This window comes from Phyllobacterium sp. SL163 (assembly GCF_049896885.1).
In the GTDB taxonomy this organism is placed as follows: Bacteria; Pseudomonadota; Alphaproteobacteria; order Rhizobiales; family Rhizobiaceae; genus Phyllobacterium; species Phyllobacterium calauticae.
This window is the reverse complement of the sequence record NZ_JAFCVE010000006.1, coordinates 383,397-407,458: the sequence shown is the minus strand read 5'-3', so window position 1 is coordinate 407,458 and position 24,062 is coordinate 383,397. Positions and strand designations below refer to the sequence as shown.

General features: G+C 57.7%; 23 protein-coding genes. 10 read left to right on the top strand and 13 right to left on the bottom strand.

The genetic code is table 11. The annotated features are described in order from the left end of the window. Positions 1-556: 556 nt before the first annotated feature. The 3 genes from ACP7B1_RS15995 to ACP7B1_RS15985 all read right to left on the bottom strand — a co-directional run bounded on the left by ACP7B1_RS15995 (position 557) and on the right by ACP7B1_RS15985 (position 3,158). Positions 557-862 (bottom strand): hypothetical protein, encoded by a 306-nt coding sequence (locus ACP7B1_RS15995; RefSeq protein WP_288194020.1) that lies wholly within the window; start codon positions 860-862, stop codon positions 557-559. 374 nt (positions 863-1,236) lie between these two features. Continuing rightward, entirely contained in the window at positions 1,237-2,385 is a 1,149-nt protein-coding gene (gene dgoD, locus ACP7B1_RS15990; protein WP_346305401.1) for a galactonate dehydratase, read from the bottom strand. A 14-nt stretch (positions 2,386-2,399) separates the two neighbouring features. After that, on the bottom strand, positions 2,400-3,158 hold the full coding sequence (locus ACP7B1_RS15985; protein ID WP_346305400.1) for a FadR/GntR family transcriptional regulator: 759 nt from the start codon (positions 3,156-3,158) through the stop codon (positions 2,400-2,402). A gap of 178 nt (positions 3,159-3,336) precedes the next feature. Here ACP7B1_RS15985 and ACP7B1_RS15980 point away from each other — a divergent pair, with 178 nt between their 5' ends. The 6 genes from ACP7B1_RS15980 to ACP7B1_RS15955 all read left to right on the top strand — a co-directional run bounded on the left by ACP7B1_RS15980 (position 3,337) and on the right by ACP7B1_RS15955 (position 10,294). Next, positions 3,337-4,329: an arabinose ABC transporter substrate-binding protein gene (locus ACP7B1_RS15980; RefSeq protein WP_105735011.1), complete on the top strand. Its 993-nt coding sequence runs from the start codon at positions 3,337-3,339 to the stop codon at positions 4,327-4,329. Between the two features lie 65 nt (positions 4,330-4,394). Then, entirely contained in the window at positions 4,395-5,906 is a 1,512-nt protein-coding gene (gene araG, locus ACP7B1_RS15975; protein WP_346305399.1) for an L-arabinose ABC transporter ATP-binding protein AraG, read from the top strand. A 10-nt stretch (positions 5,907-5,916) separates the two neighbouring features. After that, entirely contained in the window at positions 5,917-6,867 is a 951-nt protein-coding gene (gene araH / locus ACP7B1_RS15970; protein ID WP_346305398.1) for an L-arabinose ABC transporter permease AraH, read from the top strand. A 1-nt stretch (position 6,868) separates the two neighbouring features. Then, a complete protein-coding gene (locus ACP7B1_RS15965) occupies positions 6,869-7,783 on the top strand; it encodes an aldose 1-epimerase (protein ID WP_346305397.1) in 915 nt (304 codons plus the stop codon). Next, positions 7,780-8,562 carry an SDR family oxidoreductase gene (locus ACP7B1_RS15960; protein ID WP_346305396.1) on the top strand — a complete coding sequence of 261 codons (783 nt, stop codon included), beginning with the start codon at positions 7,780-7,782 and terminating at the stop codon, positions 8,560-8,562. The genes ACP7B1_RS15965 and ACP7B1_RS15960 overlap by 4 nt, the downstream gene beginning before the upstream one ends. A gap of 19 nt (positions 8,563-8,581) precedes the next feature. Next, a complete protein-coding gene (locus ACP7B1_RS15955) occupies positions 8,582-10,294 on the top strand; it encodes an IlvD/Edd family dehydratase (protein ID WP_346305395.1) in 1,713 nt (570 codons plus the stop codon). A 13-nt stretch (positions 10,295-10,307) separates the two neighbouring features. Here the strand turns inward: ACP7B1_RS15955 and ACP7B1_RS15950 are convergent, their stop codons facing one another. After that, entirely contained in the window at positions 10,308-10,994 is a 687-nt protein-coding gene (locus ACP7B1_RS15950) for a FadR/GntR family transcriptional regulator (protein WP_426137100.1), read from the bottom strand. Positions 10,995-11,146: 152 nt separating this feature from the next. Between ACP7B1_RS15950 and ACP7B1_RS15945 the strand changes: the two genes are divergently transcribed. From ACP7B1_RS15945 to ACP7B1_RS15930, 4 genes are all read left to right on the top strand, one after another. Further along, complete coding sequence (locus ACP7B1_RS15945; RefSeq protein ID WP_426137099.1) at positions 11,147-12,451, top strand: MFS transporter; 1,305 nt, start codon at positions 11,147-11,149, stop codon at positions 12,449-12,451. Then, positions 12,448-13,383 (top strand): dihydrodipicolinate synthase family protein, encoded by a 936-nt coding sequence (locus ACP7B1_RS15940; protein WP_346305072.1) that lies wholly within the window; start codon positions 12,448-12,450, stop codon positions 13,381-13,383. The genes ACP7B1_RS15945 and ACP7B1_RS15940 overlap by 4 nt, the downstream gene beginning before the upstream one ends. Before the next feature lie 42 nt (positions 13,384-13,425). Next, complete coding sequence (locus ACP7B1_RS15935) at positions 13,426-14,724, top strand: MFS transporter (RefSeq protein WP_346305071.1); 1,299 nt, start codon at positions 13,426-13,428, stop codon at positions 14,722-14,724. A 272-nt stretch (positions 14,725-14,996) separates the two neighbouring features. After that, the gene (locus ACP7B1_RS15930) at positions 14,997-15,767 is read left to right on the top strand and encodes a pyrroline-5-carboxylate reductase (protein ID WP_346305070.1); all 771 of its coding nucleotides are present in this window, start codon (positions 14,997-14,999) and stop codon (positions 15,765-15,767) included. An 82-nt stretch (positions 15,768-15,849) separates the two neighbouring features. Here the strand turns inward: ACP7B1_RS15930 and doeB are convergent, their stop codons facing one another. The 9 genes from doeB to ehuA all read right to left on the bottom strand — a co-directional run bounded on the left by doeB (position 15,850) and on the right by ehuA (position 23,962). Beyond that, positions 15,850-16,857, bottom strand: a complete 1,008-nt coding sequence (doeB, locus tag ACP7B1_RS15925; protein WP_346305069.1) for a N(2)-acetyl-L-2,4-diaminobutanoate deacetylase DoeB — start codon at positions 16,855-16,857, stop codon at positions 15,850-15,852. Positions 16,858-16,862: 5 nt separating this feature from the next. Continuing rightward, complete coding sequence (gene doeA, locus ACP7B1_RS15920) at positions 16,863-18,044, bottom strand: ectoine hydrolase DoeA (RefSeq protein ID WP_346305068.1); 1,182 nt, start codon at positions 18,042-18,044, stop codon at positions 16,863-16,865. 23 nt (positions 18,045-18,067) lie between these two features. Next, entirely contained in the window at positions 18,068-19,060 is a 993-nt protein-coding gene (gene eutC / locus ACP7B1_RS15915; protein ID WP_346305067.1) for an ectoine utilization protein EutC, read from the bottom strand. After that, complete coding sequence (gene eutB, locus ACP7B1_RS15910; protein WP_346305066.1) at positions 19,048-20,049, bottom strand: hydroxyectoine utilization dehydratase EutB; 1,002 nt, start codon at positions 20,047-20,049, stop codon at positions 19,048-19,050. Before eutB ends, eutC begins: the two co-directional genes overlap by 13 nt. Positions 20,050-20,055: 6 nt before the next feature. Next, positions 20,056-20,835 (bottom strand): ectoine utilization protein EutA, encoded by a 780-nt coding sequence (gene eutA / locus ACP7B1_RS15905; protein ID WP_346305065.1) that lies wholly within the window; start codon positions 20,833-20,835, stop codon positions 20,056-20,058. Between the two features lies 1 nt (position 20,836). Further along, positions 20,837-21,499, bottom strand: coding sequence for an ectoine/hydroxyectoine ABC transporter permease subunit EhuD (gene ehuD, locus ACP7B1_RS15900; RefSeq protein ID WP_346305064.1), 663 nt, complete (start codon positions 21,497-21,499; stop codon positions 20,837-20,839). Position 21,500: 1 nt separating this feature from the next. Then, positions 21,501-22,160: an ectoine/hydroxyectoine ABC transporter permease subunit EhuC gene (ehuC, locus tag ACP7B1_RS15895; protein ID WP_223615332.1), complete on the bottom strand. Its 660-nt coding sequence runs from the start codon at positions 22,158-22,160 to the stop codon at positions 21,501-21,503. 81 nt (positions 22,161-22,241) lie between these two features. Further along, positions 22,242-23,087, bottom strand: a complete 846-nt coding sequence (ehuB, locus tag ACP7B1_RS15890; protein WP_426137098.1) for an ectoine/hydroxyectoine ABC transporter substrate-binding protein EhuB — start codon at positions 23,085-23,087, stop codon at positions 22,242-22,244. A gap of 53 nt (positions 23,088-23,140) precedes the next feature. Continuing rightward, on the bottom strand, positions 23,141-23,962 hold the full coding sequence (gene ehuA / locus ACP7B1_RS15885; RefSeq protein WP_346305063.1) for an ectoine/hydroxyectoine ABC transporter ATP-binding protein EhuA: 822 nt from the start codon (positions 23,960-23,962) through the stop codon (positions 23,141-23,143). Positions 23,963-24,062: the final 100 nt, after the last annotated feature.

The window sequence follows — 24,062 nt, the reverse complement described above, 5'->3', positions numbered from 1 at the left end:
TCTGGAACGAAATTGACCGACCCCTCGAACGCTTCAGGCCAATCCGGGCTAACCGCTTCAATCCAAACAACTTCAAATTCCCTTAGCGTGTATTAATGTAGAAATGCCCACGGAGCCCCCCATACGCCAACCACACCGTTTCGAGGGCGAAACCACTTGGAAAAACCCCAGCAAATCCAGCATGTACAAACGCGTAAGACGCAAGAAAACGAACAGTTATATATGCCGATAATGTGTTTCGCGGTTAAAGACCGCCGGGCGGGAGAGGCTTAAAACGTTGAGCAGAAGCAGGAAAAGCAAGCAAACCGGGCCTCAGCATGGCCACAGAACGAAATTAACCTCTTAGGCAGCCCATCAGGTGAACATCGCATCTGGATCATGGTTAAGGGAAGATTATCAGTCCATACTACAGAACCTATCGTCGCAATAGCTGCGGGGTATTGGAATAAAGTTAATAAAAACAATGAACATTAGACTGCAGCGAGTATAATAGCAGATGACTCAACAGGATTTTGAGAGTCCATATTGAGTCCTCGCAACATATCGGCGCGAGCTGCTAAATCCCTGTTCCGTCGAGCTCTCGCGCGTCGTCGCCTTCCCATGGTGACGGCATGGAGCTGCCATCGAGATTAGCAGTGGGCATTGGCATCCAGCATTTCAATTCCGGCTCGGCATATTCGACAAGGCGGCCAGGCGAGGAATCGGAAGCACGCCAGCCTTCTGTGCCGAACTGATCACCCTTCGACCAATAGGCAAGGTCGACTTCTGCCGGCCCCTGTTCGGATGGGCGAATCGTGACGAGAATCCGCCGGCCATCTCTCGGCGCGGCTGCCATGTGGCGCCATCGGTCAGGCTCATTCATCATTTTTCCTCCTGCCTTGCGGTGGATTGCAAGTGTTGCCTCGCCATCAAAAACGGTCAACTCAAATTATTTGACAGCCAGCATGCGCATTCCGCTGCAAGCCACCGCTTGATAACAAGTGCGCGGCGCGCTGGGAGATCGCTCGAGAGCGAGCGACGACCGATCTGAGAATGCCTAGCAAATACATCAGACGTTTGTTTCCGCTGCGACCACACCAAAACCGAGGGTCTTTATATGGGATATGTCTCGACGAAATTTCAGTTGCGGGTAAGAATGCGCGCCCTTTAATTGAACCGTTCGAGCAATTTAGGACTGACCTGAATCGCTCAGCGATGGATCGCAGAATGATCGATCAAAATGACGGCCCATGAACATCACCATTCAGCAAAGGAGCCGTCCTTGTGCCGCCAGATCGGGTTGCGCCAGCGGTGTCCTTCCTTGGCGCGTTCGATGACGTATTCCTCGTTGATTTCAATGCCGAGGCCCGGACCTTCCGGAATTGCCACAAAACCATCCTCGTAGTGAAAGACGGATTTGTCCTTGGCGTAGTCGAGCAAATCATTGGTACTGTTGTAGTGGATACCGAGGCTTTGTTCCTGGATGAAGGCGTTGTAACTGACAGCATCAAGCTGCAGGCAAGCTGCCAGCGCAATCGGGCCAAGCGGGCAATGGGGTGCCAGCGCCACGTCGTAGGCTTCGGCCATGGCTGCGATCTTGCGGCATTCCGTAATGCCGCCCGCGTGAGACAGGTCGGGCTGGATGATATCAACGGCCCCTTGCTCAAGAACGCTCTTGAAATCCCAGCGGCTATAAAGGCGCTCGCCCAGCGCAATCGGCGCTGATGAAAAAGCGGCAATTTCCTTGAGCGCCTCACGGTTCTCGCTCAGCACCGGTTCTTCGATGAACATCAGGCGATAGGGATCGAGTTCCTTGACCAGGGCCCGTGCCATCGGCCGGTGAACACGGCCGTGAAAATCGACGGCAATGCCGATGTTCGGTCCGACTGCCTGGCGAACAGTCGCGACACGCTCGATGACGGCATCGATCTTGTCGTGGCTGTCCACGATCTGCAATTCTTCCGTGCCGTTCATTTTGAGTGCGGTGAAGCCGCGGCTGGTGACGTCAAGGGCGCCGGCGGCGATGTCAGCCGGCCGGTCACCGCCGATCCAGGAATATACCTTGATCCGGTCGCGGAGTTTGCCGCCGAGAAGCGCGTGGACAGGCACGCCCAGTGCTTTGCCCTTGATGTCCCAAAGCGCCTGATCGACACCGGCGATCGCACTCATCAGGATAGGGCCGCCGCGATAGAAGGCGCCGCGATACATCACCGTCCAGTGATCCTCGATCAGACGTGGATCCTTGCCGATCAGATAATCGGCAAGTTCGGTGATCGCGGTTTCAACCGTGTGCGCCCGGCCTTCGACAACGGGTTCACCCCAGCCGCTGACACCCTCGTCGGTTTCAATTTTCAGAAAGAGCCAGCGCGGGGGAACAATGAATGTCTTGAGTGCGGTGATTTTCATCGTCTGTCTGACCTTTAAACGGTTTTGCCTGCATTGAGAGATTTTGCCGCGGCAAGATCGCGCGCGGCGAGGTCCAGGATGTCACTGGCAGCCTTGCGTGCAGCGGCAGCGTCGCGCATCCGCAATGCTTCGACCATGGCGCGGTGCGCCTTGATCGCTTCGCTTCTCTGATCGTTGGAAGTGGTGGCGGTGGTTTCGAGAACGAATTTCAGTGCCGCGTCGATCAGTCCGCCAATCTGACGGAACACCGGGTTGTGGCTCGCCGCATACAGGATCTGGTGGAATGCTATGTCTGACCGCGAGAACTGTTCCACGTCGTTCGCAGCGTCGGCCATGCCCTGCCAGGCAAGTTCGAGATCGGCGATTTCCTGCAGCGTTGCCCGGCTCGCTGCAAGTTCAGCAACCAGCGGTTCTATGGCGCGGCGTGTTTCAAGGATGGCGTCAAACAGGCGGTCGTCCAGGAGGTGCGGCGCATGCCATTCCAGCACCTGGGGGTCGATGATGTTCCAGTTATCCGGATCACATACGGTTGTACCGATGCGCGGGCGGCTGCTGACCAGCCCCTTGGCGGCCAAAACCTTCAGCGCCTCCCGGATAACCGTCCGGCTAACGCCATAGGCGTCGCCGAGATCGCTTTCTCGTGGCAAAAGGCTGCCGCTTGGATAACGGCCGGCAAATATGTCACGCGCAAGCGTGCGCACCACGTCCGGCATCACGCGGGGGCGGCGTGTTTTCTGCGCGCCTGCAATTGACGGATCAGTGGCTTGGCTCATCATTTCTTCCCCTCTGTGACGCAACGGCGTCACAGCCTTATCGATCATCGTGTCGAGAATTCCAATCCCTCGAGCAATAGACTATTTATCATACCAGAGCAATTGACGAGTATGATAAAAATGATTAATTGTACCATCACGATCGGAAAACGGGATCGTGCTTTTGGGAGGAATGACAATGAATTTAATCAAGACGGCGATTCTCGCCGGCGCACTCGCAACGATGTCTGTCGTGTCCATGGTTCCTGCCAGTGCGCAGGATGCCAAAATCGGATTTATCGTGAAACAGCCGGAGGAACCCTGGTTCCAGGATGAATGGAAATTTGCCGACCAGGCAGCCAAGGAGAAGGGATTTACTCTCGTCAAGATTGGCGCCGAGGATGGCGAGAAGCTGATGTCGGCAATCGACAATCTTGGCGCGCAAGGCGCTCAGGGCTTTGTTGTTTGCACGCCCGATGTGAAGCTCGGACCGGGCATTGTGGCCAAGGCGGCTGCGAACAATCTCAAGATGATGACGGTCGATGACCGTTTGGTCGATGCCGCCGGCAAACCGCTTGAGGATGTGCCGCATATGGGCATTTCCGCCACCAAGATCGGCGAAGCCGTCGGGCAGGGCATCGTTGACGAGATGAAGGCGCGCGGCTGGAAGCCGGAGGAAGTGGGGGCCATTCGCGTTTCCTACGATCAGCTGCCGACGGCCGTTGACCGTGTCGAGGGTGCCATTTCGGTGCTGAAGGCAAACGGCTTCAAGGCTGAGAATATCTTTCCTGCCCCGCAGGCAAAGACGGATACCGAAGCTGCTCTGAATGCTGCAACCGTGGTGTTGAATGCGCATGCCGGTATCAAGAAGTGGGTCGCTTTCGGCCTCAATGACGAGGCGGTGCTCGGCGCTGTGCGCGCGACGGAGAGTGTAGGCATTCCGGCAGACGGTGTGATCGGCGTCGGCATCGGCGGCGCGGACTCGGCGATCAACGAGTTCAAGAAGCCGACCGCGACCGGTTTTGTCGGGACTGTTATCATTTCCCCCAAGCGTCACGGCTATGAGACTGCCACCAACATGTATGAGTGGGTGGCGAATGGCAAGCAGCCGGAAAAGCTTACCCTGACATCGGGCGCTCTCGCCAAGCGGGACACCTTCCAGCAGGTGCGCAAGGAACTCGGTATCGAGTAATCCTCGCCGTATATTGAAAACCCTGGCGGCGGCTTGTTCCGCCGCCAAGCTGGAGGGGAAGCCACGTGTCGTTTTTACAGTTCTCAAATCTTACGAAGACCTATCCCGGCGTGAAAGCGCTGTCCGGCATCAGTTTCGATGTGCGCAAAGGTGCCGTGCATGGATTGATGGGTGAGAACGGTGCCGGTAAATCAACCCTCATCCGAATTCTGTCCGGAGATCAGCATGCGAACGAGGGCGAAATACGCATTGACGGTGATGTTCAGGCGTATGGCTCTTCAAGAGACGCCTTCGAACATGGTGTGATCGTCATCCACCAGGAGCTGCAGCTGGTGCCCGAGTTGACCGTGGCGGAAAACCTGTATCTTGGCCGGTTTCCGGCAAATGCGGGTGTAGTTGCTTCCGCAAAAATGTTCGCCGATGTCACTGAAAAACTGAAGAATGCAGGGATCGATATCGATCCGCGCCAGAAGGTAAAGACGCTGTCCATCGGTGAACGGCAGATGGTGGAAATCGCCAAGGCAGTGATGCTCGATGCACGGGTGATTGCTCTTGATGAGCCGACCTCGTCGCTTTCTTCCCGCGAAAGTGAAATTCTTTTCACGCTGATTGACCGCTTGCGGGCCGAAGGCAAGGTTATCCTTTATGTTTCACATCGGCTGGATGAGGTTTTCAGGCTTTGCGACAGTTTGACGGTTTTGCGCGATGGCAAGCTCGCAGCACATCATGAGACGTTGCAAGGCGTAACGCGTGATCAGATCGTAGCCGAAATGGTCGGGCGGGAAATCAACGATATCTGGGGCTGGCGTGGGCGTGAAGCAGGCGCCGTGCGTCTGAAGGTGGAGAATGTTTCCGGAGAACGCCTGCCGGAGCCTGCGAGCTTTGATGTGCGCGCCGGCGAGATTGTCGGCTTCTTCGGCCTTATCGGCGCGGGCCGTTCCGAACTGATGCGACTGGTCTTCGGAGCCGATCCGCAGTTTTCCGGTGCAACCTCGATCGATGGTGCCCAGGTGAAAGCCGGGAGTCCGCGTCAGGCGATCCGGTCGGGGATTGTTCTGTGTTCGGAGGACCGCAAGCATGACGGTATTCTCCAGGGACGCTCGATCGAAGAAAACATCAATGTTTCCTCGCGCCGCCATTACAGTCCATACGGATTGCTCGACCGGAAGAGGGAGGTGGAGGTTGCGGAAACCTTCATCAAGCGCCTGAAGGTACGCACCCCGTCGCGCAAGCAGGACATCGTCAACCTCTCCGGCGGCAATCAGCAGAAAGTCATATTGGGCCGCTGGCTGGCGGAGCAGGGTGTGAAGGTCCTGATCGTCGATGAACCGACGCGCGGGATCGATGTCGGCGCCAAGTCCGAAATCTACGAGATTCTCTACGAACTTGCCGAAAGCGGGATGGGCATCGTCGTGGTTTCGAGCGAACTGCCCGAGGTGATGGGTATCTGTGACCGTATCCTGGTCATGTGCGCCGGGAAAATCGCCGCCGGGTTGAACCGTGACCAGTTTGAAGAAAATGCGATCCTGGCAGCGGCGCTTCCGGACGTGAAGCAGCCAACAGAAATTGCGTATTGAGGACACAGGCATGACCAATCAGTTGAAGAAGATTTTGCTGGGGGACCAGGGCATCGTCCTGATTTTCATCGTGGCCTTCACGATCGTTGCATTGCTGGTTCCCAATTTCCTGACCGAACGCAATATGCTTGGCCTGCTGCAGTCGGTGGTTACGGTGGGGATTGTCGCCTGCACCATGATGTTTTGTCTCGCAGCGCGGGACTTCGATCTGTCGGTCGGCTCGACGGCCGCTTTCACCGGGATGGTGGCTGTCATGGCGTCGAACACCACCGGATCAATACTGGTCGGGATCGGTGCAGCACTTCTGTGTGGTGCGTTCGTCGGGTTCGTCAACGGCTTCGTCATTGCAAAGTTCAGGATCAACGCGCTCATCACCACACTGGCGACCATGCAGATTGTGCGTGGCCTTGCCCTGATATCGTCGGATGGGCGCGCCATAGGCATCAATGATCCGGGTTTCTATCAGTTGGCGCTCTCGAAATTGTTCGGCATCCCGACGCCGGTCTGGATACTTGCTGGCCTCTTCGTGGTCTTTGGCTTTGTCTTGAACCGCACGGTCTTCGGCAAGAATACGCTGGCCATTGGCGGCAATCCGGAGGCGTCGCGCCTTGCCGGCGTCAATGTCGACAAGACCAGAATCTGGATTTTTGCCTTGCAAGGGGTGGTCTGTGCCGTGGCGGGGATATTGCTCGCGTCCCGTATTACATCAGGTCAACCGAATGCGGCCGTCGGCCTTGAACTTTCAGTCATATCCGCCTGTGTTCTCGGCGGCGTATCGCTTGCGGGCGGACGAGCCACAATGGCAGGTGTCATTGTGGGTGTGATGATCATGGGCATTGCGGAGAACGTCATGAACCTCATGAACATTCCCGCCTTCTATCAGTATATCGTGCGCGGCCTCATCCTGCTCTTGGCGGTGATGCTCGACAATCTGCGGTCCAGCGCATTCATCAGGCGATAAAATGCCATCCGGGAAACAGGCAGTTCCGGCGGATTTTCTGGTCCTGCACAACGCGTATATGACTGTCCGCGTCGCCTCAAAGGGCGGTGCGGTGGTGGACGGCAAGACGTCGGATGGCCGTTTCTTCCTGCGCCCCTACGCCGGAACGGAGCAGGAATTCACAGTGCAGCGAGCGGCATGTTTTCCGCTTGTTCCAATCGGCAACCGGGTCGCCGGCAACGGTTTCCACTTTGGCGGCAAGCGTCGATCATTTGTTCCGAATACGCAGGAAAGCCTTTATCTCCATGGAGACGGCTGGCTTGGCGACTGGAATGTGCTGGAGGCATCGGTTGAAGCGGTGACCATGGAATTCAGCAGGAAGGCGGATGAAAATTCCCCTTATGCTTACACGGCAACGCAAACAACCCGGCTCGCGGGCGCCACGCTTGACATGCAGCTTTCCATAACCAATAGCGGCGATGAGACACTGCCGTTCGGTATAGGATTTCATCCCTTTTTTCCGCGAACGCCCAAAACGGCCTTGAAGGCATCGGCAGTCCGTTGGTGGACGGAGGCGCCATCGCATCTTCCCCATACCCTTGAAGCGCTGCCCGTGGATATGGCTTTTGCACGTTCAACACCGCTACCGGATCGCTGGATCAACAATGCATTCGAGGGTTGGGACGGCAAGGCCACGATTGCATGGCCGGAGCACAATCTTTCTCTCAGCGTGGAAGCCACGGAAATCTTCGCGCGGTTCATGCTCTTTGCACCAGACACGGACCGGAGTTTCTTCTGTTTCGAGCCGATGAGCCATGCGCCGAATGCGCTGGCCTCTGTCGAAGCCGATCCCATGGGGCTCGCATTGCTGGCTCCGGGGGAGGAAATCAGCGGCGGACTATCACTGACAATTCTTGATGGGAGTGAAGTGCCATGACGAACCGACTTGCCGGAAAAAGGATAGTCATCACAGGCGCCGCGCAGGGGATCGGCCTGGCAATCACCGAGGCGTGTCTGGCGGAAGGCGCCCGGCTTTTTCTCATCGATCGGGACCGTCCATTGCTCGAAAGCGCGGTGGATGAATTGCGGGCAAGGTCAATTTCCGTTGGATTTGCCATAGCTGATATCAGCGATGCTGCGGCTGTTCTTGCCGCCGTCAATCAGGCTGCATCTGAAATCGGCGCGATCAATGCCCTGATTAACAATGCCGGCATCAACGTGTTCTCCACCCCTCTCGAAACTTCGGAAGAGCAGTGGAACCGTAACTTTGATGTCAATGTCAAAGGCGCGTGGAACTGCAGCAAGGCTGTACTGCCATCGATGCTGGAGCAGGGCGGCGGCGTCATCCTCAACATCGCCTCGACACACAGCTTTACGATCATACCGCAGACTTTCCCCTATCCGGTCGCCAAACATGCCCTGCTTGGCCTGACCAAATCGCTTGCACTCGAATATGCGGGCAAAGGCGTGCGGGTGAACGCGCTGGCACCCGGCTATGTGGAAACGCAGAAGGTGCTCGACTACTGGAACAGCTTTGAAGACCCGGCTGCAGCGCGCGCCAAGACACTCGCCCTTCATCCGGGCGGGCGCATCGCCTCCCCGCAGGAGATCGCGCAGGCGGCTGTGTTCATGATTTCCGATGAGTGCCCGTTCATGAACGCCGCCTGCCTTGTCGTGGACGGCGGTCTCAGCCAGCAGCAACACCCGAACAATTAACAAAGACAGAGCATTTATCATGACGAAGAGACGATCCCAGCATTGGTTTGGCGGCAACGGCAAGGATGCTTTCATCCATCGCAGCTGGATGAAAAATGGCGGATTGCCGGACGATGCCTTTGATGGCCGTCCGGTGATCGGCATTTGCAATACATTTTCTGAATTCACGCCGTGCAATGCGCATTTCCGCGGTCTCGTCGAACATATCAAGGCGGGCGTGCTGGAGGCGGGCGGGTTGCCGCTGGAATTCCCCGTCTTCTCCTGCGGCGAATCCAATCTGCGGCCAACGGCGATGCTGTTTCGCAATCTGGCGTCGATGGACGTCGAGGAATCGATCCGGGGCAATCCCATGGACGGCGTGGTCCTCATGGCAGGCTGCGACAAGACCACGCCATCCCTGGTCATGGGCGCGGCATCCTGCGACCTGCCGTCCATCGTGATATCGGGCGGCCCCATGCTGAACGGCCGCTTCAAGGGAAAACAGATCGGCTCGGGAACGGATGTGTGGAAATTCTCGGAGGATGTCCGGGCTGGCGTCATGAGCGAACAGGAGTTTGCCAATGCTGAAAGTGCCATGTCCCGGTCGCCGGGACATTGCATGACCATGGGCACCGCGTCGACGATGGCATCGATGGTTGAGGCATTGGGAATTGCCCTGCCGGGAAATGCCGCCTATCCGGCCGTCGATGCGCACCGCGCACGCCTTGCCCGCATGACCGGGCGCCGCATCGTTGAGATGGTGCATGAAGATCTGCGGCTTTCGGCGATCTTGAAGCGTGAGGCCTTTGCCAATGCCATCCGGATAAACGGGGCTATCGGAGGTTCGACCAATGCCGTCGTTCATCTGCTGGCCATTGCCGGACGGATCGGTTGCGAATTGTCACTAGACGATTGGGACAGGTTCGGGCGCGACATTCCCACCATCCTCGATCTCATGCCATCGGGGCGTTTCCTGATGGAGGATTTCTGTTACGCAGGCGGGCTTCCGGCTGTCATGAAAGAGATAGCTGCCCTGATCGAACTTGACGCAATGACCGTCACCGGCAAAACCGTGGGCGAAAACATTGCCCAGGCGGAGAATTTCGATCCGGAAGTTATCCGTCCGACGGAAAAAGCCTTGACGGCGCAAGGCGGTATAGCTGTGTTGCGCGGCAATCTTGCACCCTCGGGCGCGATCATAAAGCCCTCCGCTGCATCGTCTGAACTCATGCGCCATCGCGGGCGTGCCGTGGTTTTTGAAGACATCGACCACTACAAGGCCGTCATTGACGATCCGGCGCTCGATATTGACGAAACCTGCATCATGGTACTGAAGAATTGCGGCCCCAAGGGTTATCCCGGGATGGCCGAGGTTGGCAACATGGCTCTGCCGCAGAAGCTGCTGCAGAAGGGCGTGCGCGACATGGTGCGGATCTCCGATGCCCGTATGTCAGGGACGGCTTTCGGGACGGTCGTCCTCCACGTCGCACCGGAAGCTGCCGTCGGCGGTCCGCTGGCCCTGGTGCGCAACGGCGACTTCATCGAACTCGACGTCGAAGCGCGCAAACTTCATCTGGACGTGTCTGACGCTGAGCTGGAATTGCGCCGCCAGTCCTGGCAGGCTCCTGTCCCGGCAATGGAAGGCGGGTACCAGCATCTTTATACAGAGCGTGTTCTGCAGGCTGACCGCGGGGCTGACCTTGATTTCCTGGTGGGGTGTCGCGGTGCCGGGATACCGCGTGAGAGCCATTGAAGCTTCGCTCGCTTCAACCGGCGGACTGCAGAAACCCGGTGGTATGCTGCAGGACCTTCTCCATATTGGCGCGTGCGGCTTCGGGATCGCCGCGCGCTATCGCATCGGCAACCTCGCCGTGATTATCGAGGTTGTGGGTGAATGTGCCAACCGTATGGGGAAAAATGGCGTCCAGAATGGACTCGATCGTCTGGCGCAGGCTCTGCAGGACAGGGTTGTGCGTGGCGTCCAGAATGGCAAGATGGAACTGCTTGTCGGCGAGTATAGCCTCCTGCGGTGATGCGTGGCCTGTCTTCATCCGTTCATAGGCTGCGACGATCTCCACGCGCTGTTTCTGCGTTGCCCGCAGGGCGGCAAGAGCTGCAGCGCCAGGCTCAATGATCTGGCGCGCCTCGGCGAATGCCAGAAGATCGCTCTTGGCGGCCTTGCCGTTTGCCAGCCAGCTAATGAGCTCGCCATCCATCCACATCCACTGCTCACGCGGGTTGACGTGGGTTCCATGTCGTTGGCGCACGGTCACAAGGCCTTTGGCCGAAAGAATTTTGGTGGCTTCGCGAATGACGGTACGGCTGACCTCGTATTCTTGCTCAAGCACCGTTTCCGAGGGCAGGAGTGCCCCGGGCGCAAACTCGCCGGTTGCGATGCGGGCCCCAAGTGCTGCCACTACAATCCGGGTTCGGTTCGGCTTCCGGATTCTCATGGCTTTTACCTCATCGACCAATTGTTGTGTGCTTCATCACCCATACACAATCGGGGTGGAACTCCAAAAAAGTTTCTTGCCTATCAAACATCATATGTTAAACGTATGATGTTTGATAGGCCGCTTGGGAGAGCGGCTCTGGGGAGGAATAAATGACTGCTTACAACACGTCCGACGCGATCAGACGCGTCAACCGACGCATTTTGCCCTTTGTGATGCTGCTTTATCTGGTCGCTTATATCGACCGGTCAAACATCTCCGTAGCGGCATTGGGGATGAACGCGGAGTTGCAACTGACAGAGCGCATGTACGGGATTGCGGCTGGCCTGTTCTTTGCCACCTACATTGTCTTCGAAATTCCCAGCAATATCGCGCTGACGCGATTTGGCGCACGCCGGTGGATCGCCCGCATCATGGTGACATGGGGAATCATTGCCGCAGGCATGGCGCTGGTGACGAGCGCTTACCAGCTTTACGGCATGCGTCTTCTGCTGGGCGCAGCGGAAGCCGGATTCACACCGGGGATCATCTACTATCTTGCCAGATGGTATCCATCGAGGGATCGCGCCCATGCCATGTCGTTCTTCTATATCGGCGCCGCTCTTGCTTCCGTTATCGGCTTGCCGCTTTCGGGATTGCTGTTGAATGCCCATGGTGTACTGGGTGTTTCGGGCTGGCGGTGGGTTTTCCTCATAGAGGGCGTACCGGCCATCCTGTTGGGTTTCCTGGTCCTCAGGTTCCTGCCGGACCGGCCGGCCGATGCACGCTGGCTGACGCCGGAGCAGCAGAGCGGTCTGGAACAGGCGATCCAGAGCGAACAGGCGGCGGTTGTATCGCACAAGACCTCGTGGGTTGCAGCGTTTGCTGATATGCACATCTGGTTGCTGGCGGTGTTCTGGCTGCTGCAGGCCTTCGGCACAATCGGGTTGACGCTTTTCATGCCTTTGATCGTCAAAGATCTGTCGGGCAGCAACAATCTGATCGTCAGCCTGCTTTCAGCAGTGCCATTTGTTGCAGCCTGTATTTTCATGTTTCTCAATGGCCGGCATTCCGATGCGACTGGCGAAAGAGCTCTGCATCTCGGCCTTCCTCTTGTCGCGTCAGGCGTTGCGATCATCGCGGCAGTCTTTTCCGGTGACATCTATGTCCGCTACGCCTTGCTCGTTCTTTCCGTTGGACTGAACTGGGCGGTCATTCCGATATTCTGGGCTGTCACCACGGAATATGTATCCGGCGTTGCCGCTGCTGTCTCCATCGCTTTGATCAACGCCCTTGCGAATGTCGCCGGTCTTGCATTGCCTCCGGTTATCGGCAGCATCCGGCAGGCAACAGGCAACTATAATGTGGCCTTGGGCCTTGTTGCTGCTGCGCTTGTCATCGGCGGGATATTGGGCATTGCCCTTGCACGCCGTGCTCGTTCCAATCTGCCATTGCCTATTCTGGGGAAACAATTTTGAACGCTACATCCAATGATTTTTCCGGCATCCACGCCATTTTGTACGCCTTCTTCGACCGGGACGAAAAACTCGATCGCCAAGCCATGCGCAAACAGACCGAGATCGCCATTTCGACCGGCGTGCAGGGTATCGCTGCGCTTGGGCTCGCGACGGAAGTCGCCAAATTGACCGAACATGAGAGGCGGACGGTCATGGATTGGCTGGCCGAGGACAATGCCGGACGCCTGCCGCTGGCCTTTACGATCTTCGGCACATCTGTTGCCGAACAGATCGCGCAGGTGCGCCATGCCGAACGGGTGGGGGCGAACTGGGTTATCCTCCAGCCGCCCATTGCCGGAAGCTTCAATGCACAGGAATACATAGCCTTTTTCGGAAGGGTGGCCGATGCCACGTCATTACCCGTCGCTATACAGAATGCGCCGGCATTTCTGGGCCGCGGCCTCGGGGCAGCGGATATGACGGCTCTTACCACCCGTCACCCCAATATCCGCCTGCTGAAAGCCGAGGCATCTGCTGTCGATGTCGAAACCCTCATTCAGGCGATAGGGAGCAGCGTTCCCGTGTTCAATGGCCGCGGCGGACTTGAATTGATTGATGGGCTCAATGGCGGCTGCGCCGGCTACATCCTTGCGCCGGACATCATCGATTATGCCGTACGGGCCTATAAGGATTACAGGTCCGGCAATCTGGCATCGGCGGAAGATACCTATGCGCAGATGCTGCCCGCCGTGGCGTTTGTCATGCAGGGAATCGAACATCTGATGTGTTACGGCAAACGCCTCTTCGCCGCACGGGCTGGGATCGAGGTTTTCGATCGAGCTCCGGCGATGCGCCCGACCGCCTTCGGTGAGCGGCTGGTGCAGCTTCATGCCCGGCGCCTCGGCCGGTTCGGACAAACACCAGTAACAGGCACCCAGCAACAGCCGGCCTGATGGATTCGGCTGCTTCACCCACAATGCCTCTTGGAGAATATCATGGTCGTAGAAAAACAGCTGATAAGCAAGATATCGTGGCGATTGATGCCATTCCTCGGCATCCTCTATCTGATCGCCTATATCGATCGGCAGAATGTCAGCTTTGCCAAACTGCAGATGGTCGATGCTCTCGGCATGAGCGAGTATGCCTATGGCCTTGGAGCGTCGCTGTTTTTTATCGGCTATTTCATCTTTGAAGTTCCAAGCAACCTGTTTCTGGAAAAATTCGGTGCGAGTCGATGGTTCGCCCGAATTCTCGTCTCATGGGGCCTGGTGACCATAGCGCTGGCATTCACGCAGAGCGCAGGCATGTTTTACGTCCTTCGTTTTCTGCTGGGTGTGTGTGAGGCCGGTTTTTTCCCCGGCGTGCTTTATCTCATGACGCTGTGGTATCCAGCGCGTTATCGCGGCGCAATGGTCGGTCTCTTCATGATATTCAGCGCCGTGGCCAATGCGATCGGAGCGCCGCTTGGCGGATCGTTGTTGGCAATGGATGGCCTCCTTGGCCTCAAAGGCTGGGAATGGGTATTTCTTGTTACCGGCGTTCCCGCGGTGATTGCCGGGATCGTGACCTGGTTCTATCTGGACGACCGGCCGGAAAAGGCAACATTCCTGACAGCAGCGGAAAAGGATTGGCTGAAAAAGCGCATCGACGACGAGAATTCAAATCTCGGGACGGAAGGCGGTCATGCATTCAAGGCGCTCCTTGACCCGCGTGTCCTGCTCATGTCGGTATGTTTCATCGGCTTTCCGCTCTCGGCCTATGGTTTGAGCTATTGGTTGCCAACCGTTCTGAAAAGCTTCGGCATCGGCAATGTTGCCAACGGCTTTCTGAACATCATTCCCTGGGTGGTGGTGTCTGTGGCGCTTTATGTCGTGCCGCATATGGCAGCGCGGGCACGTTGGCAGACGCCCTACATCGTCATACCAGCCTTTTTTGGCGCGATCTGCCTGGTCTTGTCTGCCGTGATTTCCAATCAGACGCTGCAGTTTGCATTTCTTTGCCTTGCCGCCGGTGGAATATTCGCCGGGCAACCCGTGTTCTGGAGCATGCCCTCGCGGTTTCTCAGAGGCGCCGGCGCGGCAGCGGGGTTGGCCGCGATCAATTCGGTGGGCAATCTGGGCGGGTTCATTGCTCAAAACGTCGTGCCATGGATAAAGGATGCGACGGGCAGCACGATTGCACCGATGTTCTTTCTCGCGGCATGTTTGACGGTGGCGGGATGCCTTGTATTCATCGTCGAGCGGCTGATTTCTCGGGGCGAAGAGCAGTCTCAAGAAAGCGGGAAAATTTCATGAAGCGGGTTCGGACCCTGGTTGGACTCCCACGGTTGGTCAACGAAGATTGGAGACCGGTTCAGTCGACAGCGTCAACACATTAACTTCAGGCAGCCGCAGCACTGACAAACCAACAATTCCTGCTTTGCTTGGGGGCGATATACTGTTGTCGTGGATGGATGTGGCTGGACCCACGTCCGGGAGACCATTAGTCTGTCAATGTTCGCCATAGCGGGTTTCATTTGATTGACCACTGTGGACGCGATAACGCAATGCGAATGAGAGGGAAGCTCATGAGACTGGGATTCATCGGATCCGGCGCGATAACTGAGGCGGTCGTGACTGGCCTGATGAAATCAAGATCCGATGTCGAAACCCTGGTTGTCTCGCCTCGCAGTTCAAGCGTCGCTGCCCGACTTGACGAAATGTTTCCGGTCGTGCGCGTCGGAAAAGACAACCAGGATGTGGTTGACAGCACCGACATCGTGTTTCTTGCGGTAAGGCCGCAAATTGCCGAGGAAGTGATAGGCGAACTCAGATTTCGCAACGATCAACATGTGGTGAGCTTTATCGCCGCTATCCAAATCGAAGCGCTTGCCAGGTGGATTGACGCGCCTGTCACGATTACCCGGGCAATTCCTCTTCCTTTCGTGGCTGATTTACAGGGCGCCACAGCCATATATCCACCTCATGACCAGATAGCTGATCTGTTTTCTTCGTTGGGAACCGCAGTTCAGGCAAAAGATCTCAAGCAGTACGATCTTTTTGGCGCAGCGAGTGCGTTGATGGGTACATATTTCGGCCTGCTGGAAACAAGCGCCCGCTGGCTTGAAGCGGAAGGAATGTCCTACGACCAAGCGAGCACCTATTTGAGGCAGCTGTTTGGGGGCCTGTCCCATGCAACGGGCGCATCGGAGGCGCGATCGTTCGAGGCGATGGCGTCCGATTTTTCGACAAAGGGCGGTCTGAATGAGCAGGTCTTGACGGAGTTTACCGAGAACGGCGGCACAAAGGCTCTGACGCTGGCTCTTGAATCCGTACTCAAACGCATAGAGCAGCGATAATGTGTGCCGAACAGCTGTAATAGGCAAAGTGGCGTTGGAGCGCATAGGAATCACCGCAAAATGTGCCACGGTGGCAAGTCACCTATTCGGTGACTGCAATCACTGCGGCACAGTCCCCGGCATTGACCAGTCCGGGAAAATGCCGGGCGGCAAGAATCCCTGAAAGTTGGGCCTTGATCTCCGCTGGCGCTGCTCCGGTTCGGCCGATGGGATAGATACGGGCGATGACCTGACCCGCGGTGACCGGATCGCCCAGATCGGCCATCGTTTCGATCATGCCGGCATCTTCGGCGAACGAGAAACAGTCTGCCGAGGGCATGTCGATCCACCGTGTTTCATGCAGCTCGACATCACCGCTCAAAATACCCGTATGCCGGAGAAAATTGCTGACGCCGCGCTTGGCAATGCGGATTGTTTCGGCGCTGGCTGTGCCGCCCCCGCCAAGTTCGGTTGTAACGAAGGTCTTGCCCAGTTCTTCGACCGTGGTGTCGTACATGCCGACCGCATCGATCTCCAGCATCCGCATGGACCAGGGCGCCGAGAACGCTTTGACCGCATCGAAACCACGCGCTTCCTGGGCCTTGTCAGGCAGGACGTGAGCAGCGGCGAACGGCAGGAAATCGAGTGTCCTGCCGCCCGAATGAAAATCCAGAACCACATCGGCGCGAGGCAACAGCTCCCGCGTGAAATAGTCGGCGATCTTCTGCGTGACGGTCCCGTCGGGCCGCCCCGGGAAACTGCGGTTCATGTTGCCCTTGTCAATGGGTGAGGTGCGCGTCCCGGCGCGGAAGGCCGGATAGTTCATGGCGGGGACGATGATCACAGTGCCGTTGACCTCTTTCGGGTCGAGCGTGCGCGCCAGATCCAAGAGAGCGATTGGTCCTTCGTATTCGTCGCCGTGGTTTCCGCCGGTCAAAAGCGCTGTCGGACCTTTCCCATTGCGGATGACCGCAATGGGAATCATGACCGACCCCCAAGCGGAATCATCCCTGCTGTAAGGCAGACGCAGGAAGCCATGCTGCACGCCGTCCCTGTCAAAATCGACGGTCGGCGTGATGGGGGATGGGGCTAGAAGATTAGCTGATGTCATGGGTATCAATTCTTCACAAAAAGCTGCCGGGGCACGTTGGCAAGACATTCGACGCCGGTGTCCGTGATCAGGATGCTTTCGGTGATCTCGAGACCCATGGTTTCAAGCCAGAGACCGGTCATGAAATGGAATGTCATGCCCGGTTCCAGCACGGTTTTGTCCCCGGGGCGCAGGCTCATGGTGCGCTCGCCCCAATCTGGGGGATAGGAAATCCCGATGGGGTAGCCGGTGCGGTTGTCCTTGACGATGCCGTATTTCCTGAGCACGTCGAAAAAGGCGTTGGCGATGTCTTCGCAGGTATTGCCGGGTTTGGCGGCGGCAAGCCCTGCTTCCATCCCCTCAAGCGTCGCCTTTTCCGCATCCAGAAATGCCTGGGTTGGTTTGCCCAGGAAAACCGTACGGGACAGCGGTACGTGATAGCGGTTGAAGCAACCGGCGATTTCGAAGAACGTGCCTTCGCCGCTCTTCATGGGCTGGTCATCCCAGGTCAGGTGAGGGGCAGATGCATCCGCTCCGGATGGAAGCAGCGGCACGATGGCCGGATAGTCGCCGCCGAATGCATTGGTTCCGCGAATGCCGGCATCGTAGATTTCGGCAACGAGATCGCATTTGCGCATGCCGACTTCGACCTTGTCCACGATACGCTGGTGCATGAGTTCGACAATGCGGGCGGCCTTGCGCATATAGTCAAGCTCGGTCTTGCTTTTCACGGCGCGCTGCCAGTTGACGAGTGCGGTTCCATCGACAAACCGGGCATTGGGCAAATGTTTTTGCAGCGAGGCGAAGGCTGCTGCCGTGAACCAGTAATTGTCCATCTCGACGCCGATGGTCTTCTTGCTCCATCCGCGCTCGTCCAGAAGTTTTGACAGAAAATCCATCGGGTGACGTTCGGTGGATTGAACGTAGTGATCGGGATAGCCGATGATATTGTCGTGCTTGAGATAGGCCGTGCGCTTCGCGCCGTTCGCGTCCTGCCCGCGGCCGTACCAGATAGGTTCGCCTTCCGGTGGAACGATCACTGCCTGATGCACGTAAAACGACCAGCCGTCATAACCCGTCAGCCATGCCATGTTGGAGGGATCGCTGCAGATCAGTACGTCGATGCCCTTTTTCTCCATGGACTTGCGGGTTTTTGCCAGCCTCTGCGCAAACTCGTCGCGGCTGAACTTCAGATTGGGCTCGGTCATTCTGGTTTCCTCACTTTCGAATATCAACTTTCAAACGGCGTACCGGCACCGGCCCTTTGGGCACGGTCACTGGCAAGCGTGGCAATGGCGGTGTCTTGGACGCCGGTACCGGTCAGATCGGCAATGGTGATCGCATGGTCCGATTGCCGACCGGCGCTGGCGCCGGCAATGATGGCACCGAGTTCCGGAAAGGCCTGGTTCTCTGAAATAAGACCTGCGGCTATGGCGTGATGGAGTTCGCCCAGCCGCCGCGTCTGTTTCAGGCTGTCGGCCACATAGAGATCGGCAAACCGGATAATGGCCGGATCAATTTCGTTCTTGTGCTCGGCATCGGACCCCATTGCGGTCACATGCTGACCGGGTTCCAGCCACCCCGCCCGAAGCAATGGCTTCTCGGATGGCGTTGTCGTGACGATGATATGGCTCCCTGCGACGGCTTTCGACGGATCGCTTTCAACGGATATCCGGATGCCAAGCTCTGCCCGTATATTCGCTGCCGTCGCTTCGGCTTTTTGCGGATCACGCGCCCACAGGCGCGCTTCGCCAATGGGACGAACCAGTGTCAGTGCCTTGAGCTGCAGTTGTGCCTGCACACCCGCACCGAAGATCGTTGCAATGCTTGCGTCCTTGCGGGCGAGATATTTCGCTGCCACCGCTCCGGCAGCCGCCGTGCGGACATCCGTCAGATAGCCATTGTCAAGCAGCAAGGCTTCGACCAGTCCCGTCTTGCTGGAGAACAGCACCATCATGCCGTTGACGCTGGGAAGGCCAATCTGGGGATTGTTGAAAAAGCCGGGGCTGATCTTGATCGCAAAGGCATCGATACCGGGCACGTAGGCGGTTTTGACATCCACTTCGCCGCGATGTTCGGGGATGTCGAGCCGCAGGATCGGTGGCATGGCAACGGCCTTCTTAGCAAGGGCTTCAAAGGCAGCTTCGACGCATGCAACCGCATCCAGATCGAGAGAAACGATGCGGCGCAGTTCGGCTTCGGTGAGAATGGTCATGCGGGACATGGCATGGTCTCCCCTGCGTGATATCCGGCGACAATGCGGCGGTGCTGTTCCATGTCGATATTGCGGCCGGACAGCAGGGCGACCACCGGTCCCTGCAACCGGATCTTGCCCGCAAGAAGCGCTCCGATACCGACGGCCGCCGCGCCTTCGATTATTTCCCGCTCCTGCGTGTAGGCGTGGACGATGCCCGCCGCTATTTCTTCTTCAGAAAGCAGCACGACCTCATCGACGAGTGCGCGCACCATCCCGAAGGTCACGCTATTGCTGAGGCCGATGCCGCCGCCGAGGGAGTCCGCCAGGCTTTGCCGTTCCACAACGCTGACGGGATGACCGGCTTTCAGGCTGGCGGCCATTGCCGCGCCGTTCTGCATGGAAATGCCGATGACCCTGGTTTCTGGCTTCAAGCCTTTGATTGCCGCGGCAATCCCGGCGATGAGTCCGCCGCCGGAAAGCGGGACGAGAACGGTTTCCACGTCCGGCACGTCCTCGACGATCTCAAGTCCAATCGTTCCCTGACCGGCAACGATAGCCGGGTCGTCAAAGGGCGGAACCATGACGAGACCATCCCTTGCGACGATCTTCTCGACTTCCTCCTGGGCCTCATCCTGCGACGTGCCGACAATCCGGATTTCCGCGCCGAGCTTGCGGATCTCATCCACCTTGTTGCCAGGGACAAGGTTCGACATGCAGATGACGGAGCGAATGCTTTGCAGCCTTGAAGCATAGGCGAGGGCGCGGCCGTGATTGCCGGTTGACGCGGTGACAACACCGCGCTGTCTTCCATCCAGTGATAGGCTGTTCAAGGCGTTGAGGGCGCCCCGCAGCTTGAATGCTCCGGTTATCTGCCGCTGTTCCAGTTTGAGATGGACGGGCAGTCCCATTCGTTCGGTCAGGCTTGCCGAGTGAACCGTGGGGGTGCGCAGGATGTGCGGTGCAATCACGGCGCGGGCTGCCTCGATCTCGGTCAGGGTGACGAATGTTCGGGTCATGCTGACTTACCAGGCCGCCATGGGACGGGTCATCAACTGTCCCAGTTCCGGTCGTGGCTGATTTTCGCCGCACAGACGCAATGTTGCCCATGCCGTGGCGAGATTACTTGTGACAACGGGTTTGCCGATCACTGCTTCGATCTGCGGGGCGGCGATGGCGGCGCGCAATGCGGTGCAGGATATGAACAGGGCATCGCAATCCGGCGCCGTGGCTTCAGTTGCTGCGGCTATGAGCGATGCGGGCTTAATGCGTGCCATTTCCCGGTCGTCTTCAAGACCGAAACAGGTGAAGCGGGCAATATCGAAACTCTTGGCCTGGAAATAAGCCAGCATCGGGGTGCTTGTCTCGACTGTATAGGGCGTAAGCACACTGATCCGGCGGGCGCCGAAGGCATTGAGGCCCCGAACGGCGGCGAGCGGCGGAGTAATGACCGGCACGCCCGGCTTGGCGGCCTTGATCGCGGACTCGACCGCATCGTCGCCGATAACCACCGATGCGGAGGTGCAGGAATAGCAGATCGCGTCGAGATCCTCGTCGGGCAGGATCAATCCGGCGCCAACCGTCAGTCCGGGCTGCATGCGACGCAGATTTTCCGGTGTCGTCGGATTGGCATAGGGGATGCGCGCCGTATAGAGCCCGATCTTCGGGCTGGCGACCAAGCGCTGAAAGTCCGGTTCCGTCGTGTGATCCGTGGCCAGGATCACGAGACCGATGCGCTTGGCAATGGGGCGGTCATCGAAGTCAAGCGGCGTCATCGTCTGGGTGACCTTGATCGGAATACCCATGTCATCTCTCCTCGATCTGCCCATAGCGGCGTTCGAGCCAGCGCAGGGCAATGACGGACACAAGACTGATCACGAGGAAGAACGCGCCTACCAGCGTGATCGGTTCAATGTAGCGATAGTTGTAATTGGCGATGCTGCGCGCCTGGTTCATCAGCTCAAGCACCGTGATGGCGGAAAGCAACGGCGTTTCCTTGAACATGGCGATGAAGTAGTTGGCGAGTGCGGGGATCATCGGCGGAAGGGCTTGCGGCAGAATGATCCGGGTCCAGGTCTGGAACGCCGAGAGATTGCAGGCACGGGCAGCTTCCCACTGGCCGCGCGCCACGTTGTCAATGCCACCGCGATAGACCTCCGCCGTATAGGTGCCGTAATGCAGGCCAAGACCGATGACGCCGGCGACCAGCGGTGAAAGGGTAATGCCCACATCGGGCAGCACGTAGAAGATGAAATACAGCTGCACGAGCAACGGCGTGCCGCGGATGAAGTCGGCAAGAAAGCCAACCGGTTTCGAGACAAAGACATTCTTCGAGCGGCGCAGGATGGCCAAGCCGAGGCCGATAATGGCAGCAAGCACCGATCCCAGAAGGGTTGCCAGAATGGTGATCTTCACGCCCTCAATCATGGTCGGAAGAATTTCGACAACAAAGGCCCAATCCCACTCCATCTCAGGACCTCACACCGTCAAGGCCGCGGGTCAGATAACGCTCCAGTCCGCGGATCGAGGCGGAGATGACCGACGACATGAGGAAGTAGAGAACGAGAATGGTCAGGAACGGCATCAATGTGCTGCCTGTCTGCGCGCGCACGACCTGCGCCTGGAACGTCATGTCCGAAAGTGAAATCAGTGACACTACAGCGGAGGCCTTCAAAAGCTCAATCGCATTGTTGCCAAAAGTTGGCAGCATAAGCACGAAGGCCTGCGGCAGAATGATATGGCGCAAGCTCTGCCAGCGGCTGAAGTTCAGCGCAATGCACGCCTCATATTGTTCCCGGCCGATGGACTTGATCGCACCGCGTACGACTTCGGCGCCATAGGCTCCCACGTTGAGACCCAGCGCCAGAACACCGGCCTGCAGTGGTGTGAGCGAGAAGCCGAGCAGCGGTAGCACGAAATAGGCCCAGAAAAGCTGGACAAAGATGGATGTGCCGCGAAAGAATTCGATATAGGTGGTGGCCAATGCGCGCACAGCCCGGAAACGCGATATCCGGCCGAGCCCGGCGATAAAGGCCATGATCAGCGCAAGCACGGACCCCATCAGGGTCAGCTTGATCGTAACCAGCGCCCCTTCCAGAATCAGCTGTAAGTATCCGGCCCATTGGCCCATCGGTCATGCTCTCATTCGTGACGGAAATTGCGGTCGATCACTCCGGTTTCAACACCGGAGTGATCGTGACAGCGGTGTGTGTCAGCCGGCGCAAAGCTTGTCGCGCGTGGTTGACATGGCAGCCTTGGCGGAGAAGCCATAGGGTTCGACAATCTTTGCAAATTCACCCGATGTCTTCATCTCGGCGAGGACCTTGTCGAACTCGTCACGCAGGGTGGTCTGGTCTTTGCGGAAGGCAGCGCCATCGCAATAGACCGGCGCGTTGACGACGGGAGCGAAGACTTCGACATTCGGATCATTGGCCTTCTTGACCAGATCGTTGATCGAAAGAACCGGCAGGGAATACACATCGATACGCCCGTCCTGCAGCATCTTGATGCCGCTCTGGCCATCGGGGACAACGATCACGCGGTCGCGCGGCACACCGGCTTCCAGCGCCAGCCGCTCTTCCGTGCCGCCACCGGGCGCGCCGATCGTCGCTTTCGCATCCGCGGCGATATCCTTGTAGCTCTTGAATCCCTTGGGGTTACCCTTCTTGACCAGAAAAGCTTCGGCATCGCACAGGATCGGCTCGGAATAGGCAACAGCCTTGCACCGCTCCGGTTTCATGAACAAGCCGGCTGTTACCACATCATGACGTCCTGCCTGAAGGCCCGGGATCATGGCGCCGTACTCGGAAATGGAGGCGACCACGTCGGCGACGCCGAGCTTCTTGAAGACGGCCCGGGCGACATCAGGACCCGCGCCGGACACGGTGCCATCCGGCTTGACCGCGGTGAAAGGTGGTTCATTGGCAATGGCAATGCGGGCAAAGCCCTGCGCTTTCAGTTTGTCGAGCGCTTCATCCGCTTTTGCAGGCATGGAAAGTGCCATGGCGGACAGTGCAATCGCTCCGATCGACGCACTCATTGTTTTCAAGTTCAACATGTTCCCAACTCCTCAGTTTTCTTGTGTTTTAAGGTGTGCAGGTGCCGCCCCGGTCAGACCCTGTGACCGGCGGCGATGATCTTTTTCAGGAATGCCTGCGTGCGTTCCTGTTTGGGATGGCGGAAAATTTCGTCGGGCTTGCCATCCTCGATGATCTTGCCCCGGTCAAAGAACAGGACCCGATCGGCAAATTCGTGGGCAAAACCCATTTCGTGGGTGACGAGCAGCATGGTCATGTCCGTTTCCTCGGACAGACGCCACAGGACGTTGAGCACTTCCTCGACCAGTTCGGGATCCAGTGCTGATGTCACTTCGTCAAAAAGCATGATCTTGGGTTGCAGCGCCAGAGCACGGGCAATGGCAACACGCTGTTTCTGCCCGCCCGACAGCTGCGAAGGCATGGATTTGGCCTTGTCGGCAAGCCCGACCATTTCAAGCAATTGCATGGCCTGCTCTTCGGCCTGCCTGCGCGGCGTGCTTTTCGTCAGCATGGGTGCCAGCGTCACGTTATCGAGAACGCATTTGTGGGGGAACAGATTGAAGAGCTGGAACACCATGCCAATCTGGGCGCGCATTTTGTGCAGATGGTTTTCGTCAGCCGGTTGCAGGCCGCCATTCTTCTGCATCCGGTAGAGATTTTCGCCTGCAACGCGAATATTGCCGCTGTCGATGCCTTCCAGTGTCATGAGAATACGCAGGATCGTGGTCTTGCCGGAACCGGACGGTCCTATAAGCGCCAGTTTCTCCCCTGGCGCGACATTGAATGACAACTGATCAAGAACCTTGAAGGCGCCGAAGCTCTTGCTGATGCCGTCGATCTCGATGATCGGCGGCTGAGCCGTGGTCGCTGTTCTTGTCTCGTTGATTGGGGGCATGCGTCTCTCCCTCTGGTTGAGACCGGCTATGCCCTAAACGATGAGAGACTTATCAAATCATGTCAATTATAAAAATTAAATCATGACAATATAAGTTTTA

Bases quoted from the DNA above. Each gene is read 5' to 3' on its own strand.
- ehuA (WP_346305063.1), bottom strand. From the start codon at position 23,962: ATGCCCCCAATCAACGAGACAAGAACAGCGACCACGGCTCAGCCGCCG.
- ACP7B1_RS15945 (WP_426137099.1), top strand. From the start codon at position 11,147: ATGACTGCTTACAACACGTCCGACGCGATCAGACGCGTCAACCGACGC.
- ACP7B1_RS15960 (WP_346305396.1), top strand. From the start codon at position 7,780: ATGACGAACCGACTTGCCGGAAAAAGGATAGTCATCACAGGCGCCGCG.
- ehuC (WP_223615332.1), bottom strand. From the start codon at position 22,160: ATGGGCCAATGGGCCGGATACTTACAGCTGATTCTGGAAGGGGCGCTG.
- ACP7B1_RS15930 (WP_346305070.1), top strand. From the start codon at position 14,997: ATGAGACTGGGATTCATCGGATCCGGCGCGATAACTGAGGCGGTCGTG.
- ACP7B1_RS15935 (WP_346305071.1), top strand. From the start codon at position 13,426: ATGGTCGTAGAAAAACAGCTGATAAGCAAGATATCGTGGCGATTGATG.
- ACP7B1_RS15995 (WP_288194020.1), bottom strand. From the start codon at position 862: ATGAATGAGCCTGACCGATGGCGCCACATGGCAGCCGCGCCGAGAGAT.
- eutA (WP_346305065.1), bottom strand. From the start codon at position 20,835: ATGGGTATTCCGATCAAGGTCACCCAGACGATGACGCCGCTTGACTTC.
- dgoD (WP_346305401.1), bottom strand. From the start codon at position 2,385: ATGAAAATCACCGCACTCAAGACATTCATTGTTCCCCCGCGCTGGCTC.
- eutC (WP_346305067.1), bottom strand. From the start codon at position 19,060: ATGTCCCGCATGACCATTCTCACCGAAGCCGAACTGCGCCGCATCGTT.
- ACP7B1_RS15950 (WP_426137100.1), bottom strand. From the start codon at position 10,994: ATGAGAATCCGGAAGCCGAACCGAACCCGGATTGTAGTGGCAGCACTT.
- doeA (WP_346305068.1), bottom strand. From the start codon at position 18,044: ATGACCGAGCCCAATCTGAAGTTCAGCCGCGACGAGTTTGCGCAGAGG.
- ACP7B1_RS15965 (WP_346305397.1), top strand. From the start codon at position 6,869: ATGCCATCCGGGAAACAGGCAGTTCCGGCGGATTTTCTGGTCCTGCAC.
- ACP7B1_RS15985 (WP_346305400.1), bottom strand. From the start codon at position 3,158: ATGAGCCAAGCCACTGATCCGTCAATTGCAGGCGCGCAGAAAACACGC.
- ehuD (WP_346305064.1), bottom strand. From the start codon at position 21,499: ATGGAGTGGGATTGGGCCTTTGTTGTCGAAATTCTTCCGACCATGATT.
- eutB (WP_346305066.1), bottom strand. From the start codon at position 20,049: ATGACCCGAACATTCGTCACCCTGACCGAGATCGAGGCAGCCCGCGCC.
- ACP7B1_RS15955 (WP_346305395.1), top strand. From the start codon at position 8,582: ATGACGAAGAGACGATCCCAGCATTGGTTTGGCGGCAACGGCAAGGAT.
- doeB (WP_346305069.1), bottom strand. From the start codon at position 16,857: ATGACATCAGCTAATCTTCTAGCCCCATCCCCCATCACGCCGACCGTC.
- ehuB (WP_426137098.1), bottom strand. From the start codon at position 23,087: ATGTTGAACTTGAAAACAATGAGTGCGTCGATCGGAGCGATTGCACTG.
- araH (WP_346305398.1), top strand. From the start codon at position 5,917: ATGACCAATCAGTTGAAGAAGATTTTGCTGGGGGACCAGGGCATCGTC.
- ACP7B1_RS15980 (WP_105735011.1), top strand. From the start codon at position 3,337: ATGAATTTAATCAAGACGGCGATTCTCGCCGGCGCACTCGCAACGATG.